Origin of the sequence: Thauera sp. 27 (assembly GCF_000310125.2) — a bacterium.
Classification (GTDB): domain Bacteria; phylum Pseudomonadota; class Gammaproteobacteria; order Burkholderiales; family Rhodocyclaceae; genus Thauera; species Thauera mechernichensis.
The window spans coordinates 1-16,781 of sequence record NZ_AMXB01000059.1; the positions used below are offsets into that span (position 1 = coordinate 1).

Genomic DNA, 16,781 nt, shown 5'->3' on the forward strand with positions numbered 1-16,781 from the left:
GGCTTGCGCCGCTCCCACTGTGATGCCGGTCACTCCGTGGGAGCGGCGCAAGCCGCGAGCCTTCAGGGCAGGGCGCAGCCCCCGCGCTTACTCGGCGAACTCGGCGGAGGTATACACCTCCTGCACGTCGTCCAGGCCTTCGAGTGCGTCGAGGAGCTTCTGCATGCGCGAAGCCTCGTCGCCGGCGAGTTCGATCACGTTTTCGGGTTTCATCGTCACCTCGCCGAACTCGGCGGTAAAGCCGGCCTTCTCCAGCGCCTCCTTGACGCTGGTGAACTCCCAGGGGCCGGTGATCACCTCGATCGAGCCGTCGTCGTTGGTCTGCACGTCCTCTGCACCGGCCTCGAGCGCGGCTTCCATCAGCGCGTCCTCGCTGGTGCCGGGGGCGAACAGCAGCTGGCCGCAATGCTTGAACTGGAAGGCCACGCAGCCGTCGGTACCCATGTTGCCACCGTACTTGGAGAAGGCGTGGCGCACGTCGGCGACGGTGCGGGTCTTGTTGTCGGTAAGGCAATCGACCATCACCGCCGAGCCGCCGATGCCGTAGCCCTCGTAGCGGATCTCCTCGTAGCTCACGCCCTCGAGTTCGCCGGTGCCCTTCTTGATCGCGTTGTCGATCTTGTCCTTGGGCATGTTCACGCCCTTGGCCTTGTCCACCGCCAGGCGCAGGCGCGGGTTGAAGCCTGGGTCACCCCCGCCCATCTTGGCGGCAACGGTGATCTCCTTGGCCAGCTTGGAGAACGCCGCACCGCGCTTCTCGTCCTGACGACCCTTGCGGTGCTGGATGTTGGCCCACTTGGAATGACCCGCCATAGAAAACCTCTGTGCTGCATCTGCGATTGAAGAGGGGCGCATTATACCGCCGGGCCACGCGGGCGGGCCGTGGCCACGCTGGCGCTGCTACACTTTTGCGATCGACCGATTCCGACCCGAGGAGCATGCCATGGCCGAACCGATGCTGATTGCCCGATCGCCCCAGGACGCCGCATTCAAGGACATCCTGCTGCTGCCGCGGCTGGCCAACCGCCATGGCCTGATCACCGGCGCCACCGGCACCGGCAAGACAGTGACGCTGCAGAAGCTCGCCGAAGCCTTCGCCGGCATCGGCGTGCCGGTATTCATGGCCGACGTGAAGGGCGACCTTTCGGGTATCGGCGCGGCCGGCACTGCGGCGCCCAAGCTGCTGCAGCGCCTGGAGGCGATCGGCATCACCGAATATGCGCCACGTGCGAACACCGCGGTGTTCTGGGACGTGTTCGGCGAGCAGGGCCACCCGGTGCGCGCCACCATCTCCGACATGGGCCCGCTGCTCATCGCCCGCCTGCTCAATCTCAACGACATCCAGACCGGCGTCCTGACGCTGGTGTTCAAGATCGCCGACGACAACGGCATGCTGCTGCTCGACCTCAAGGACCTGCGCGCGATGGTGCAGTTCGTGGGCGAGAATGCGAAGAGCTTCACCACCGAATACGGCAACATCTCCCCGGCCTCGATCGGCGCCATCCAGCGCAATCTGCTCGCGCTCGAGCAGCAGGGCGGCGACGTATTCTTCGGTGAGCCGATGCTCGACATCCACGACCTGATGCAGACAGATGCCGAGGGCCGTGGCGTGATCAACGTGCTGGCCGCCGACCGGCTCTACAACTCGCCCAAGCTCTACTCGACCTTCCTGCTGTGGATGCTCTCCGAGCTCTTCGAGCAGTTGCCGGAGATCGGCGACCCCGACAAGCCCAAGCTGGTGTTTTTCTTCGACGAGGCCCATCTGCTGTTCAACGATGCGCCCAAGGCGCTGGTCGAGAAGATCGAGCAGGTGGTGCGCCTGATCCGCTCGAAGGGCGTGGGCGTGTATTTCGTCACCCAGAACCCGCTCGACGTGCCGGAGACCGTGCTCGGCCAGCTCGGCAACCGCGTGCAGCACGCCCTGCGCGCGTTCACTCCGCGCGACCAGAAGGCGGTCAGGACCGCTGCCGACACCATGCGGCCGAACCCTGCCTTCAACGCGGCGCAGGCGATCACCGAGCTCGGCGTGGGCGAGGCACTGGTGTCTTTCCTCGACGACAAGGGTCGCCCCGAGGTCACCGAGCGCTGCTTCGTGATCGCGCCCGACTCGCGCCTGGGGCCGCTGACCGAGGCCGAGCGGCGCGCGGCGATCACCGGCTCGGTGGTTCATGGCCACTACGAGCAGGTGGTGGACCGCGAGTCCGCCTACGAGATGCTGCGCGCGCAGGCGGCGGCGTCGGCAGCAGCGGCCGAGCAGCAGGCTGCAGCGCGCCAGCAGGCGGCGTCCGGGTCGGGGGGAGGCATGAATGAGATCCTGTTCGGCTCTACCGGACCGCGCGGTGGGCAGCGCGACGGCCTGGTGCAGATCGCCGCGAAGACGGTCACCCGCACCATCGGCAGTTCGATTGGCCGCCAGATCGTGCGCGGGCTGCTGGGTTCGCTGCTGGGCGGCGGCAAGCGCTGAACTGGCCCAAGTGGCCGGGTCCTACCAGGGGCCGCAGCGCTGCTTGCCGTTGACCCAGACGCAGCTCAGGTTGCGCCCCGAGTGCTTGGCCGTGTAGAGGGCGCGGTCCGCTGCGTTGACCAGGCTGTCGGTGTCGGTCATCTTCGGCTCGCGCGCGGCCACGCCGATGCTGACGGTGACACTGATCATGCTCTTTCCCGTATCGATGCGCAGGTTCTCGATCACGCGGCGAAGGCGCTCGGCAGCGAGCAGGCCTGCCTTGATGTCGGTGTTGGGGCAGATGACCAGGAATTCTTCGCCGCCCATGCGGCAGACGCTGTCGTTCTTGCGCGCCGAGCGCTCGATCGCCTGGGCTACCTGACGCAGGGTCGTGTCACCGATGGCGTGGCCATAGGTGTCGTTGATCGTCTTGAAGTGGTCGATGTCCAGCACCAGCACGGCCAGTGCTTCACCCGAGCGGTCGGTTGCCGCCCATGCCTTGGACAGGCTGTTCATGCCCGCGCGCCGGTTCGGCAGGCCGGTCAGCAGGTCGGTCATTGCCGCATGGGCGAGCCTGCGGTTGCTGATCGCGAGTTCGGCGGCGAACTGCTTCAGCTTGGCGCGGTCCCGGTCCCAGTCTTCCAGTAGCTGGTTGTGGTGGCGGGCGGCGAACAGGCGCGCGCGCAGCATGAGCATGTCTACCGGCTTGGCGAGGAAGTCGTCGACGCCACCCTCGAAGGCCTCCATGACCTCCTGCTCGTTGCTGCTGGCCGTGAGCATCACGATGTACATCGTCCGCCCCCACTCCGATGCGCGAAGTGCCCGGCACAGCTCCAGCCCGTTCAGCCCCGGCATCTGCCAGTCGGTCAGGACAACCTGAGGCATGGTCTCGAGTGCGAGCGCGAGCGCTTCGCGACCATTCGACGCGCACGTGACCTGATGCCCCAGGTTCTTCTCCAGTGCTGCGTGCAGGGCTGTCCGTGTGGTGGCGTCATCCTCGACCAGCAGCACGCGCATTGCATATTCGTTGGTTCCGCGCTTTGCCTGGGCGTCCGTCATCAGCGCGAAGGCGGGCGGCGCAGCGGTCGATACCTTGAGCAGCTCGCCCCATTCGCGCCAGCGTTGCATCAGGCTGTCGATGGTGCGCCCCATCTCGTCGGCATCGAGGCCGAACTTGCTGCCCAGCAGCAGCAAACCGGGGATCTGCTCGCCCCGCTCGTGTTCCGAGGCGGTTCCAAGGTTGGCGACACAGCGTGCGAGATGGAACAGGTGCACCAGTTGATGCGGCCTGGAGCCGGGGGCGAAGCCCGAGTCGTCGGGTGATTCGTGGTAGTAGATCGGCTCGACCAGGGCCATCGGCAGGCCCCAGTCGGCGAGCATTGCAGCGGAGAGCTCGGTGTGGTCGGTGTGCAGGTGCTCGCGCTCCAGTTCCACGAGCCGGCTTGCAGCGTCCGGGTGGGCAAGCAGTGCACCGTATTCCTGTGGGTGGGCCGTCGCCAGGGCGAGCCGGCCGATTTGTGCCAGCAGGCCGCAGGCGAACAGTTCGTCTGCGGCGCCGCCGCTGGACACGCTCGCGAAGGCCTGCATCGCAACGCCCATCAGCAGGGAGTGGGACCAGAAGCCTGCGTAGTCGAATCCGGGGCAGGGGCCGTCCTGATGTTGATCGACGAGTGAGAAGCCCAGCGCAAGGTTGCGCACGGTGCCCAGGCCCAGGCGGGCGATCGCATCGGTGACCGAAGCAACGGAACGTCCGCCACTGGCCGCCGAGTTTGCCTGGCGCAGGAGACGGCCGCTCAGGGCGGGGTCGGTCTGGGCGACGCGGGCGATGTCCTTGAAGTCGGCATCACTGCTGCGGCACAGGTCGAGAATTGCGAGCGCTACGCCCTTCGGGCTGGGGAGTTTGCCGTTCAGCGGAATGCGCTCGAGCTTTCTCATCTTGAGGTTGACGCGATGCGATGTTCGTGGAGACCGCGCAGCATAACCGATCCGCCGATAGGCGCGCAGCGCGGATCCGGCAGCAGCAGCGATGGGCAGGACTTGGAGTAGGATTGCAGCACAGGCCTGACGGCCGCGGGTTGTGGGGCTGGAGGGGCCGATGACGGTTCGGGGAGGCAGCGTCTTCGTTGGATGGGTCGCCGTGATGGCTGCGCTCGTCGTTGCCGCACGGCTGGCACCGTCGGCCATGTGGGCGAGCATCTTCGACAACCTGCAGTGGACGTTTGCCTTTGGTGGATCTGCATGGCTCGCCTGGCGGGGGCTGGCGGGCGCAAGGGTCATCGACCGACCCTTGCGGATAGGTCTGTTCGCCGGTGCCTTGATGATCTTCGCGGGGCAGTTGGTCTGGATGGTGCAGGTGGCGTCGGGGTGGAATCCATTCCCGGCGCCGGCGGATGCAGTGTTTCTGCTTGCGCCGGTGGCGTGGGCGGCAGGCTGGTTGGCCGCGCTCGTCAGGGGCTTGCCACGCGAGCGCTTGTTGCCGTCGCTGCTCGACATCGGGGGGGCCATGAGTGCCCTCATGGCGGCCGTACTCACCCTTTACTTCCCTTCCGGGGCCGACCTGGCCTTCGGCAGCCTGATCGTGCTGGCACTCTATCCTGTCCTGTTCCTGCTGGCTGCAGGACTCGCGGTGCTGGTGGTGCCCGCCTTGCAGTTGAGGCCTGATCGCTTCCATCTGCTCGTGCTTGTGGGAACGACAACCTACGGTCTGAGCTGGATGCACTGGAACCTTCTGGCACTGGAGGACGCGTTGGTGCCTGGCAGCCTTTTCAATGCCGCATTCACCCTGTCCGCGGTGCTTTTCGGTTTGGGTGCTTGTCGCTTCCGGATCGAGGCCGACTTACGCGACGACGAATGCTGGCGCGAGCGTACGATGGCCTACCTGCCCTTGGCGGCCATGGCACTTGCGCTGTTGAGCCTGGTGCTGCTGTTCCTGCGCAGCGGGGACGATGCCGGCGTGGCCCAGCGCGTCATCTTTGCCTGCTGTCTGTTGGCGCTCACGCTGACGACCGTGCGCCAGACCCTGGTGGTCGGTGTTCTCGAACGCCTGCGCAATGCTGAGAACGCCATCCTGCGCAACGAGGCGCAGATGTACCGACTCGCCAATTTCGACACTCTGACCGAACTGCCCAATCGCCGCCTGTTCGAGGATCGTCTCGAACACAGCCTGCGCGAGGCGGCGCTGAGTGGGGGGCAGGTGGCGGTGCTGCTCATCGATCTCGACCACTTCAAGCAGGTCAACGACACCTTCGGCCATCGTTTCGGCGACCGCCTGCTGCGTGAGACCGCGATGCGCCTGCAGTCCTGCCTGCGCAGCGATGCAACGCTGGCGCGCATGGGCGGCGACGAATTCATGGTGATGGTCGAGCGGATGCACTCGCGCACCGATGTCGCGGCCCTTGCTCAAGCCTTGCTCGATAGGGTCGACTGTCCGTGGGCAGATGCAGCCATGGCGCAACAGATCGTCGGCGCGAGCATCGGCATCAGCCTGTATCCCGACGATGCCGCCAATGCGGTCGAGCTCATCCGCAACGCCGACTCGGCACTCAACGAAGCCAAGTCCGCCGGGCGTGGCACCTATCGCTTCTATATCGAGGCCTATACCGAGGTCACCCGGCGCAAGCTCGAGCTGCGCAACAGGCTGCGCCTTGCGCGACCGGACCTCGAGTTTCATGTTGTCTATCAACCGCAGTACGACGCCTTGCGCAATCTGGTTGGGTTGGAGGCGCTGCTGCGCTGGACGGTGGACGGAGCGCCGGTGCCGCCGGACGAGTTCATTCCCATCGCCGAGGAAAGTGGCCTGATCGTCGCGATCGGGGAGTGGGTGCTGGAGACGACCTGCAGGCAGATCCTTGCCTGGCGTGCGCAGGGGCGCTGGGTACCGCCGGTATCGGTGAACGTATCGGCACGCCAGCTCATCGAAGCGGAGATTGCGCAGCGTTACGTCCAGATTGTGCATGCAGCCGGCGTCGCTGCCGCGGATCTCGTCCTCGAGGTGACCGAGACCCAGCTCCTGGAAGATCGCATGCTGCCGTCCGTCGAGGCCTTGTCCCGCGCCGGCTTCAAGTTGTCGATGGACGATTTCGGTACGGGGCAGTCATCCCTGGTCAAGCTCAAGTTGTTGCCGATCACGGAACTGAAGATCGACAAGGCCTTCGTCAGGGACATTGCGACCGACGCCGGAGACCGTGAGATCTGCGCGACCATCCATGCCCTGGCGATCACGCTTGGGCTGGAGGTCGTCGCCGAGGGTGTGGAAACCGAGGATCAGTTCGAACTGCTCGTTGGCATGGGGTGCCAACGCTTCCAGGGCTGGCTGTTCGCGCCGGCCATGCTGCCGTCGGCGGTGTCGCTGCCGTCTGAGGCTGCACAACTCACGGCAGGCAGCGCAACTGCCCCTGCACGATGATGCACGAGCGGTTTCGCCCCGACTCCTTGGCGCGATAGAGCGCGCGATCGGCGGCGTTGACCAGGCTGTCGGCATCGATCATCGACGCTTCGCGGCTGGCCACGCCGATGCTGATCGAGGTGCGAATTGGGCTCCCTCCCGCGTCGATCTTCATCGACTCGACCGTGCGCCGCAGCCGGTCCGCTGCGAGCAGTGCGGCCTTGAGGTCGGTGTTCTCGCAGATCATCAGGAACTCCTCTCCGCCCCAGCGGCATACGGCGTCGTTCTTGCGTGCCGCGCGCTGGAGCTCCTGGGCGACCGCGACCAGAACCTTGTCGCCGACTGCATGGCCGTGGGTGTCGTTGATGCGCTTGAAATAGTCGATGTCGAGCACCAGCACCGAGAGCGGCTGCTGGGAGCGGCTGGCCGCCGGCCAGGCCTTGGCGAGCGCGTCCGTGCCGGCACGCCGGTTGGGCAGGCCGGTGAGCAGGTCGGTCATGGCCGTGTGCTCGAGACGACGATTGCTGATCGCGAGCTCGGCGGCAAACTGCTTGAGCTGTGCGCGGTCGCGCTCCCAGGCCTCGAGCAGCTGCACGTAGTGGCCCGCGGCCCGCAGCCGGGCGCGCAGGGTGCGCACATTGACCGGCTTGGTCAGGAAGTCGTCCACGCCGGCTTCGAAGGCCTCGGCGATCTCGTCTTCGGCGTCCAGTCCGGTGAGCATGATGAGGTACATCGTCTGCCCCCACTCGGTGGCGCGCAGCGCGCGCGTGAGTTCGAGGCCGCTCATGCCAGGCATCATCCAGTCGGTGATGACGATGTGGGGCTGCGCGTCTACCGCGACTGCGAGTGCCTCCGCACCTGTTTCGGCACTGATGACCGTATGCCCCAGCACGTCGCGGAGCACGCTCTCAAGGATGCAGCGCGAGGTGGCATCGTCATCCACCAGCAGCACGCGCAGGGCAGCGGGGGTGCCGGACAGTTCGGGGCGGCGCGCGTCTGCGGCGGACATCTGGGCGAAGGTGGGCAGCGCTGCCGCCGGGACCTTGAGCAGGTTGCCCCACTCGCGCCAGCGCGGCATCAGCTCGTTGATCGCGTGGTCCAGCGCATCGGCATCCAGGCCCAGCTTGCCGCCGAGCAGCAGCAGCGCGGCGCTGCGATTACCGTATTCGCTTTCCGGTGCGAGGCCGAGGTCGGCGATGCAGCGGGCGAAGTGGAAGACGTTGGCCAGTTGCTGCGGTCTCGAGCCGGCCAGGAAACCGGAGGCTTCGGGGGCTTCGTGGTGGTAGATCGGTTCCACCAGTGCGCCGGGGATGCCCCATGCGGTCAGCAGGGCTGCGGTCAGTTCGTTGTGGTCGGTGTGCAGGTGCTCGCGTTCACGCTCGACGAGCGGGCTGTGTGCGTCGGTATCCTGCAGCAGGCGACCATAGGCGGCCGGGTATACCGTGGCCAGCCCGAGGCGGCCGACCTGTGCAAGCAGCCCGCAGGCGAACAGTTCTTCGCCCGACCCGAGGTTCATCGTCGTTCCGAATTGCTGGACGGCGATTGCCATCAACAAGGAGTGTGACCAGAACGACTGGTAGTCGAAACCCTGGCAGGGGCCATTCTGATGCTGGTCGACGAGTGAAAAGCCCAGTGCCAGGTTACGCACGGTGCCCAGGCCGAGGCGGCGGATCGCCTCGAGTACCGACGCCACCGGGCGCCCGCCACCCATTGCCGCGGAGTTGGCCTGGCGCAGCAGCCTGCCTGCGAGCGCGGGGTCGGTCTGGGCAAGCTGCGCCAGGTCGGTGAAGGTCGCGTCTTCCCGGCGGCACAGGTCGAGAATGGCCAGCGCTACGCCTTTCGGGCTGGGCAGATCACCATCCAGCGGAATTTGTTCGAGCTTCTTCATCGTCAGCGAGCTTGGGCCCTTGCAGAGGCTGATAAAATACCTGATTCAAAGGGTGTGCATTATGCAAATTCGAAGAGAGGAGCCGCTGCGACCGTGATCTTCCGCCGTCTGAAGGTCTGTTTGGCCGGATTCGGCATCCTGTTCGCGGCATCCGGGGGGGCTGCGGCAGCGCAAGACCTGACCGCGCTGCCGCTCGAGGCGCTGTTGCAGCGCGACTTCATCTCCGCCTCGCGGCTTGCACGCCAGGTGAGCGATGCGCCGTCCGCGGTGGCGATCGTCACCGCAGATGACATCCGCGCCTACGGCTATCGTACGCTGGCCGAGGTCATTGCCAGCATGCGCGGCCTTTATGTTACCGATGAGCGTCGCTATCAGTACATGGGTGGCCGGGGCTTCGGCGATGCCGAGGACTACGCGGGGCGCGTGATGCTGCTGGTCGATGGCTATGCGGTCCAGGACAATCTCTTCGACCAGGCCTTCATCGATGAGTCAGGCCTGATCGACCTCGAACTGGTCGAGCGCGTGGAGTATGTGCCGGGGACCGGATCGGTCACCTACGGCAACAACGCACTGCTTGGCATCATCAATGTGGTGACGCGAAAGGGGCGTGACTTTGACGGCGCGCGGGTGTCCGCCCAGTTCTCCAGCCAGGGCGCCAGCGGTCAGCGCGCCACCTGGGGCAAGCGGCTCGAGAGCGGTGCGGAGGTCCTGCTCTCGGCGTCGATGCTCGACATCGACGGCCGCAATCTCTACTTCCCCGCCTACGACACCCCCGCCACCAACCGCGGCGTCGCCGAGGGCCGCGACGGCGAGCGCAACCAAAGGGTGTTCGGCAAGCTGTCGTGGTCCGGGTGGACGGTGCACGGGGCATGGGTCGAGCGCAGCAAGGGCGTGCCGACGAACCCCTCGCAGTACACCGCGTTCAACACCCCCTTCCCGATCCGGGACGAGAGCGCGTTCATAGGCGTGCGCCACGAGACCGATCTGGGCCTGCGGCTGCATTCGTCGTCCAGTCTGATGCTGGGCCGCTACGCGTACTGGAACGAACGCGAGTATGCGAGGGAAGAGTGTGCAGAGGACGAGCCGCGGATCGTGTCGTGCGAGAACGATGCTGCCGGTGTGCCCTATGGCTACTTCGACGGCGAGAAATTCGGTGTCCGCGACTACAAGGGCGCTTGGTGGCGCTTCGACCAGAAGTTCGTCGGGCGCTGGTTCGCCGGGCACACCCTGGTTTTCGGGGCGGAGCTGCGCAAGGACCACCGCCAGGCCTTCAGCGTGCGCTACCTGTCACCGAGCCGCGAGGTGCTGAGCCAGAACGAGGGCGCGCTGTCGCGCCGGACGGCGAGTGTCTACTTCGCGGACGACTATCGCTGGAGTGAGCACTGGACCTTGAACATCGGCGCACGCTATGACGACGCCGACGATCTCGACGGCAATCTCAGTCCGCGTGTGGCGCTGATCTGGTCCCCCGACGCGCGCACGTCGGTGAAGGTTTCCTACAGCGAGGCCTTCAAGATGCCCAATGCGAACGATCGCTGGACATCCGGTGACACCGCCGTGCCCGAGTACGTCGCCGCCACCGAGTGGGTGCTGCAGCACCAGCTGTCGCCGCAAACCCGCGTGACCGGCTCCCTGTACCACTATCGGCGGAGCGATCTGCCGGTGTATAGCGCAGCGGTCGATGACTACGTTGCTGAAGGCAGCAGCCGGGCGCGCGGCGCCGAAGTCGAGATCGAGCACCTGTGGGCGCGAGGAGCCCGCCTGCGCGCCAGCCTTGCCCGACAGCATGTGCGCGACGTCGATGGGCGCGATGCGGTCAATTCGCCCGACCTGCTCGGCAAGCTCAATTTCACCTTTCTGCTGCCGGACGAAGCGCTGCGCACCGGTTTCGAGATGCAGTATCTCGGTCCACGCCTGACGCGCGAGCGGCGCATGCTCGGTGGCGTCACGCTCGCGAACCTGACGCTTTCCACCGAACAGGCCTGGCATGGCGTATTCGCGTCCCTGAGCGTACGCAACCTGTTTGACCGCCGCTATGAGACGGTTTCCGGCCTCGGCTGGCGGCCCGACAGCGGCGTGGCGCAGGACAGTCTGCGCATGGATGGCCGCAGCCTGTGGCTGGAACTCGGCTACGCGCTATGAGGTTGCGCGCGCTCGCCTGCCTGCTGCTGGTCGTCTCCGCCGTGTCGGGGGCGCGGGGCCAGGCCGTTCCCGAGCATGAGCTCAAGGCGACCTACGCCTACAACTTTGCTGCGCTTACGCAGTGGCCCGCGTCGGCGCGGACAAGCTTCAATCTCTGTGTTCTTGGCGACGATGAGCTTGCGCTTGCGATGCGGCGACTCGAGGGCAAGGTCCTGCATGGACGCGTGGTGTCGGCGGTGCCGCTCGCGGCGCTGTCGGCGATCCGCGATTGCGATGTGCTCTTCGTTGGCGCCGGCGAACAGGCCAACCTGTCTCGCATCGTCGACGCGCTGGGCGACGCGCCGGTGCTGACGGTCAGTGATGCGCCGTCGCTGCAGGACGTCGCGATCCGCATCGTTCCCGAGGGCAGCCGGCTGGCCTTCGAGGTCGATGTCGAGCGCTGCCGGCGCGCCGGTCTCAAACCGGGTGCCGCCTTGCTCGATCTGGCTCGTAAGGTGCGCCTTCCTACCGATTGAACAGGGCAGGCGTTCGGTTCAATGGCCAAGCGTCTGCTGCAGCCTGCGGATTCCGTCGAGCGTGCGGGCGTACTCGTGGCGTAGTTCGTCGAGCCTTGCGTGCGCCTCCTCCGCGCGCCCGTTCTTGCCCATCATCTCGAACTCCTTGAACAGCGCGGCAAGGGATCTTGCTCCGATATTCCCCGAACTCGACTTGAGGCTGTGTGCGGCTTGGCGCAGCCCCGCGCCGTCGCCTGCTTCAACGGCTTGCTCGAGCGCCGCGAGCAGCGGGTTGCTGCTTTCGAGGAAGACACCGAGGATGCGCTGGACCAGCGTCATGCCACCGTTCGGATCGAGGGCGCGGAACTGCTCGATGAAGGCAGGATCGATCACCGCCTGCGCGCTTTCAGGATCGCTCGGAACTGCAACGGGCGGGGCTGAGGGGAGCGTGCCGGCCGATGGCGCCGCCAGCCAGCGCTTGAGCATGGCCCGCAGTTGCTCCAGCGCGTAGGGCTTGGCCAGGAAATCGTCCATGCCGGCGGCAATGCAGCGCTCGCGGTTACCTTCCATCACGTTTGCCGTCAGGGCCACGATCGGTACGCGCGGCTGGCGGCGTTGCGCGCGAATTGCTGCGCTGGCCTCGTAGCCATCCATCACCGGCATGTGGCAATCCATCAGGATGAGATCGAAGTCTTCCCTCGATGCAAGGCGCAAGGCCTCCTCGCCGTTCTCGGCGAAGCACACCGACAGGCCGAGGCGTTCGAGCATGGCCTGCCCGACATGGCGGTTGACCGGGTTGTCCTCCGCCAGCAGCACGCGCCCGGCAAGTGACGCCGCCGCGGCGTCGGCCTGTATCCTGGTGGCGGCCTGCTGGCCAGGTGCGCGCAGTGCGCTCGACAGTACCTCGTGCAGCTCGGCCTGGCGGATCGGCTTGTGCACGCAGCGCAGGATGCCGGCGCGCTCACGTTCGCGCACGCTCGCGCTGGAGTAGCTCGAGGTCAGCACCACCAGGCGGATGGCGGCAAGCGCCGGCGTGTTGCGGATCTCGGTCGCAAGCCTCAGGCCATCCATGCGTGGCATGTGCATGTCCAGTACCGCGATGTCGACCTGTTCGCCCGCCGCCGCCGTGCGTGCGAGCAACTCGAGCGCAGCATCGCCATCCGCCGCGCAGTCGACCTGCATGCCCCAGGCCCGCAGCTGGCGCAGCAGGATCTCGCGGTTGGTGGCGTTGTCGTCCACCACCAGTGCGCGGATTCCGGCGAGCTCGACGCTGCTGCGCAGTGACGCCGGGCTGCTGAGGCCCTTGGGCAGGACAAGGTCGACGTGGAAGCGTGCGCCCTCGTGTGGCGCGCTGTCGAGACTGATCTCGCCGTGCATCAATCCGAGCAGGCGGCGGCAGATCGCCAGGCCCAGCCCGGTGCCGCCAAACTGGCGCGTGGTGGAGCCGTCGAGCTGTGAGAACTGGTCGAAGATGCGCTGTTGGGCATCGACCGGGATGCCGATCCCCGTGTCCTCGACGCTGATGCGCAAGTGGCAGTCATGCTCGCTCTCGTCGAGCAGGCGGGCACGCACGACGACCTCGCCGCGGGCGGTGAACTTGACCGCGTTGCTGATCAGGTTGCCGATGACCTGGCGCAAGCGGAAGGGGTCGCCGCGCAGGCCGCGGCGGACCTCGGCTGGCAGGTCGGCGACCAGCTCCAGGCCCTTCTTCTCGGCGGGCTGGGCAAACATCGCCAGCGTGCCCTCGAGCAGATCTCCGAGCTCGAACTCCACCGCCTCGAGCTCGAGATGGCCAGCTTCGATCTTGGAGAAATCGAGGATGTCGTTGATGATGCCAAGGAGGTGGCGGCCGGAGTGCTCCACCGCCTCCGCGAAATGACGCTGCTCCTGGTTCAGTCCGCTGTCGAGCAGCAGTTCGGTCATGCCCAGCACACCGTTCATCGGCGTACGGATTTCGTGGCTCATCGTCGCCAGGAAGTCGCTCTTGGCCTGGCTGGCCGCTTCTGCCGCCTCCTTGGCCCGGCGCAGTTCTTCGGTGCGGCTGGCGACCTCGTCCTCGAGTTGCTCCCGGTGGGCGGCCAGGCGCGCATCGCGCTCGGCGATCTGGCCGAGCATGCGATTGAAGCCGGCGGCCAGCGAGTCGAGTTCGATGACGCTGCTTGGGGCTGCGCGTGCGCTGTAGTCCTCGTCGTGTGCGACCTTGTCCATCAGTGACGACAGTGACGACAGCGGTTGCAGCACCGCATGGTTCAGCCGCCTGAGGGTGCGGGTGGCGAGCAGCAGCGCAAGCGCGGCGGCCAGCGCGGCGATCGACCCATGGGCGAAGACCTGGATGTAGAGCGTGCGCAGGTCGAGGTCGAGGTCGAGCACGCCCAGGACGTTGCCGTTCTCGATGATCGGCTGGGTCATGCGCAGCGTGCCGAGATCGAAACGCGCCTGCTCGGCGGCCAGGCTGTACGCCTTGCGGCCCTGGGCGGTGAACTCGCCGAAGCGGGCGAACTCTGCGCCGTCGACGTCGAAGATGGCCGCGCCGCGCACGTCGGGCAGGTGCTCCAGCGCGGTAAGAATGCGGCCAGCCGAGGCGTTGTCGAGGAACATCAGGCTTGCGGCGGCGTTGTCGGCGAGCACGCGTGCCATCACGCGGGTGTTGCTCTCGAGTGCGAGTGCGCTGATCACCAGGCCGCCGAGCGTGATCAGCACGGCCAGCAGGGCCACGGCAGCGCCCAGCGCGCGCTGGCTGACGCGGCGCAGTTTCTCGCCGAGCGTCATGCGCTGCTCATGGTCAGGGGAGGGAGACTGCAGGTTCATTGCTGGATCTCGGATGCGAGCTTGAGCAGTCGGGCGCTCAGCCCCACGCCGTGGTTGCGCGCTGCGGCAAGGTTGACGGAAAAACCAATGCGGTTGCCCAGGGTTTCGATGTTGAGCATGACGCCCTTCTGCATCGCGCCCGGGCTGTCGGCGATCGTGAGCACGGGAAGGCCATCGATCCGGTCCTGCACGCGATTCAGGTTGCCGATCATCGAGCGGGTGATGAACACCATGTCGCAGTCGCCCAGGCCGTCGACCCGCAAGGTGCGGCGGATCTGCAGTGGGCGGGTGCCGACGGTGCGCTGTTCGAGCGCATCGAGGTGTGCACCGAACGGATCCTCACCGTAGATGCAAAGATGGAGTGCCGGACGATGGCTGTCCGGCCAGGTAGCGAAGCTGGCGAAGTTGATCAGGAAGGCGGCTTTGAGGCTGTACTCGTCGTCTCCTTCCGGCGCCTGGGCGAAGCCTGCGGCTGCGGGCAGCACCGCCAGCGAGATCCCGCACAGCAGGCCCGCGAGTGCGCGACTCGCACCGGCACGGAGGGTCTTGAAGGCGTGGTGTCGTGAGCCCATGTGCGCGGGTCAGAAGCGGTAGTCGAGACGCAGCCTGATGCTGCGGCCATCCTGGCCGATGGCATGCATCTGATGAGTGCGCTCACCTGCACCGGGGTGGGCATAGTCCTTGTCGAAGAGGTTGAGCACGCTCAGCGACAACTCGGCACCAGGAATCCAGCGCTCGGCGACGACATGCAGGTTGGCCAGCCAGTGTGCCGGGACCGTTTCACCGTTGGCGGTGCGGCGCATGCCGTCATAGGCGAGTTCCACGCCAGTGCGCAGGCGGGTGCGGGGCAAGGGACTGGAGAGGTTGACGCGGCCGAGAACGCGTGGCGAGTTCTGCACCCAGGCGCCGTCGGCGTCGACGGTGTTCTGCGCCGAGACGCTGCCGCGCATGCGGGCGCCGTTGTGCCACGCCTGCTCGGCGGAGAGCTCCAGGCCGCGGCTGCGGAGCTTGCCTGCACTCCGGTACTGGACGATGCCGTCCTGGCCCTCGTTCAGTGCGATGAGGTCATCGACCTGCCATTGGTAGAGCGAGGCGCGCAGATGCAGTTCGCGACCGATGCGGTGGTCGATCGACAACTCGACGGTGTCGACCGTTTCGCCGCCGAGGTCCGGATTTGCTTCCATGTAGTCGCCGTCAGCGTAGTAGCTCTGGTAGGCGTTCGGTGCGCGGTGGGCACGGCCGTAGAGCAGCTTCAGCGTGGTCCGCGGCGCAGTGTGCCAGATCAGGCCGGCGCGCGGGCTCAGGCGAGTGCCGATGCGGTCGTTGCGATCCATGCGCAGACCGAGGGTCAGCGTCACGTCTTCGCCGATCTGCCAGTCGTCCTGGGCGTAGAGCCCAAGCCTGTAGCCCTTGCGACGGTCACGCCAGTTGCTTGCGGAGGATGTGTCGGAGAGATCGACGACGTGCTGTTCGATACGGCCGTTGCGCTGGTAGTCCAGCCCCAGCATCAGCGTGTGTGCGGCGAACGCGGTCGACAGCAGCTGGACTTCGGTGCCTTGCCAGTCGGCCAGGCCCGGATAGCCATAGGGCTGACCGGAATAGATCAGGGTGCTGTCGTAGCGGTGGCTGCCGGCGAACAGGCGCGCCGAGATCGACAGGGTGGCCGACAAGGTGTCGCGATAGTCGAGATTGGCAAACGTCGTCCGGTCGCGCTGGAAGCTGCCGGGTGAGAAGCGGTCGGTGCCGTAGGTGGCGACCGCGTCGTCCTTGAGGCGGTCGCCATGCATGAGGGCGAACGACCACGGGCCGCGGCTGGCCTTGAACAGGAACTCGTCGTCGCGCTCGCCGTCCAGTCCGCGCGCGACGCCCCGTTCGCCGTCGCCGAAGGCGAGGGTCAGGTCTTCGCCGTCCGAGCGCAGGGCCGAGGCCGAGATCAGCAGGTCGACGCCGTTGTCCAGGCGCTTGCCCCAACTCACGCGGCCCTCACGAGTGGTTCGAGGAGACTGCAGCGAGAGCGCCAGTTCGCCGCCGTCGAGCCCCGCCCCCTTGCGGGTGACGACGTTGATGACGCCAAACATCGCATTCTGCCCGTAGAGGGCGCCACCGGGCCCGGGGATGAATTCGATGCGCTCGACCAGATCGAGGTCGAGCGGAAAGGTCCTGCCCAGGGGGGCGCTGTCATACAGCGGCTCGTTGGCGCGCACACCGTCGATGGTGAGCAGCACACGCGTCATGTAGTCGCCGGGCAGGCCGAAGCCGCGCACGCCGAGGTAGCTGTACTGGCGGTCGTAGGTCTTGAATACACCAGGCAGGGTCGCGAGCGCCTCGTCCAGGGTGCGCCAGCCGAAGCTGCGGATCTCTTCGCGGCTGATCACCGTTGCCGCTGCGGCAACCTCGCTCTGGCGCTGCTCGTACTTCGCTGCGCCGACCACAGGTTCGGCCTTGATCACCTCGAACGGGCTCGGGCGTGGCACCGGCGTCGTGAGCAGTTCCTCGAGATCACGCGCATCGAGACGGGCTGCGGCCGACGCCAATACCGCAAGCAGCAGCGCGCGGCGCAGCCTGCTGCCCGGCGCGGGCGCCCCAGCGCACCCGCGCTGGGTTGTCGCGCGGGTGCGCTGG

General features: G+C 66.7%; 10 protein-coding genes. 4 read left to right on the forward strand and 6 right to left on the reverse strand.

The genetic code is table 11. The annotated features are described in order from the left end of the window. Positions 1-87: 87 nt before the first annotated feature. Positions 88-813: a YebC/PmpR family DNA-binding transcriptional regulator gene (locus tag B447_RS20205; protein ID WP_002945236.1), complete on the reverse strand. Its 726-nt coding sequence runs from the start codon at positions 811-813 to the stop codon at positions 88-90. A 130-nt stretch (positions 814-943) separates the two neighbouring features. On the opposite strand from B447_RS20205, the gene B447_RS20210 reads away from it, so the two are divergent. Beyond that, complete coding sequence (locus B447_RS20210) at positions 944-2,464, forward strand: helicase HerA-like C-terminal domain-containing protein (protein WP_002945238.1); 1,521 nt, start codon at positions 944-946, stop codon at positions 2,462-2,464. Between the two features lie 21 nt (positions 2,465-2,485). Here the strand turns inward: B447_RS20210 and B447_RS20215 are convergent, their stop codons facing one another. Further along, on the reverse strand, positions 2,486-4,378 hold the full coding sequence (locus B447_RS20215) for a diguanylate cyclase (protein ID WP_002945241.1): 1,893 nt from the start codon (positions 4,376-4,378) through the stop codon (positions 2,486-2,488). A 160-nt stretch (positions 4,379-4,538) separates the two neighbouring features. On the opposite strand from B447_RS20215, the gene B447_RS20220 reads away from it, so the two are divergent. Beyond that, positions 4,539-6,848 carry a putative bifunctional diguanylate cyclase/phosphodiesterase gene (locus tag B447_RS20220; RefSeq protein WP_002945243.1) on the forward strand — a complete coding sequence of 770 codons (2,310 nt, stop codon included), beginning with the start codon at positions 4,539-4,541 and terminating at the stop codon, positions 6,846-6,848. Here the strand turns inward: B447_RS20220 and B447_RS20225 are convergent. Next, positions 6,814-8,715 (reverse strand): GGDEF domain-containing response regulator, encoded by a 1,902-nt coding sequence (locus B447_RS20225; RefSeq protein WP_002945246.1) that lies wholly within the window; start codon positions 8,713-8,715, stop codon positions 6,814-6,816. The genes B447_RS20220 and B447_RS20225 overlap by 35 nt on opposite strands. Positions 8,716-8,808: 93 nt before the next feature. On the opposite strand from B447_RS20225, the gene B447_RS20230 reads away from it, so the two are divergent. After that, positions 8,809-10,857, forward strand: coding sequence for a TonB-dependent receptor plug domain-containing protein (locus B447_RS20230; RefSeq protein ID WP_002945249.1), 2,049 nt, complete (start codon positions 8,809-8,811; stop codon positions 10,855-10,857). Next, positions 10,854-11,372, forward strand: coding sequence for a YfiR family protein (locus tag B447_RS20235; protein WP_002932611.1), 519 nt, complete (start codon positions 10,854-10,856; stop codon positions 11,370-11,372). The genes B447_RS20230 and B447_RS20235 overlap by 4 nt, the downstream gene beginning before the upstream one ends. An 18-nt stretch (positions 11,373-11,390) precedes the next feature. Here B447_RS20235 and B447_RS20240 read toward each other — a convergent pair whose 3' ends face one another. The 3 genes from B447_RS20240 to B447_RS20250 form a co-directional block, all read right to left on the reverse strand. Next, positions 11,391-14,159 (reverse strand): hybrid sensor histidine kinase/response regulator, encoded by a 2,769-nt coding sequence (locus tag B447_RS20240; RefSeq protein WP_232431687.1) that lies wholly within the window; start codon positions 14,157-14,159, stop codon positions 11,391-11,393. Continuing rightward, positions 14,156-14,731 (reverse strand): YfiR family protein, encoded by a 576-nt coding sequence (locus tag B447_RS20245; protein ID WP_002945256.1) that lies wholly within the window; start codon positions 14,729-14,731, stop codon positions 14,156-14,158. Before B447_RS20245 ends, B447_RS20240 begins: the two co-directional genes overlap by 4 nt. A gap of 9 nt (positions 14,732-14,740) precedes the next feature. Beyond that, positions 14,741-16,781 (reverse strand): TonB-dependent receptor plug domain-containing protein (locus B447_RS20250; RefSeq protein ID WP_002945258.1); only part of this gene is annotated, 2,041 nt, incomplete at its 5' end.